A 249-nucleotide genomic window follows, 5' to 3' on the forward strand; every position below is an offset into this window, starting at 1 on the left:
TCCGGTGCAGGTGCTGCGCCGCAGCGGACGGTCCGTGCTCCTGGTCGGCACGACCGGGCGCAGTACGGCCGTCGCCAAGTGTTTACTGGACCACTCGCCCGCGTGGACCGAGCGGTACCGGCACGAGATAGCCGCATACCGCTCGTTCGTCCGGCACCGGCCCCCGGTCCGTGTGCCCCGGCTGATCGCGGCGGACCCGGACAACTGCACACTGGTGATCGAGCGTATGCCGGGCCGGGTGGCCGCCCT

1 pseudogene is annotated in these 249 nt (G+C 71.9%); it reads left to right on the plus strand.

Annotated features, from left to right (window positions below):
• Positions 1-249, plus strand: a pseudogene (locus tag BZY54_RS53630) (aminoglycoside phosphotransferase family protein); the annotation flags it as partial.

Origin of the sequence: Streptomyces carpinensis (genome assembly GCF_002154505.1) — a bacterium.
Classification (GTDB): Bacteria; Actinomycetota; Actinomycetes; order Streptomycetales; family Streptomycetaceae; genus Streptomyces; species Streptomyces carpinensis.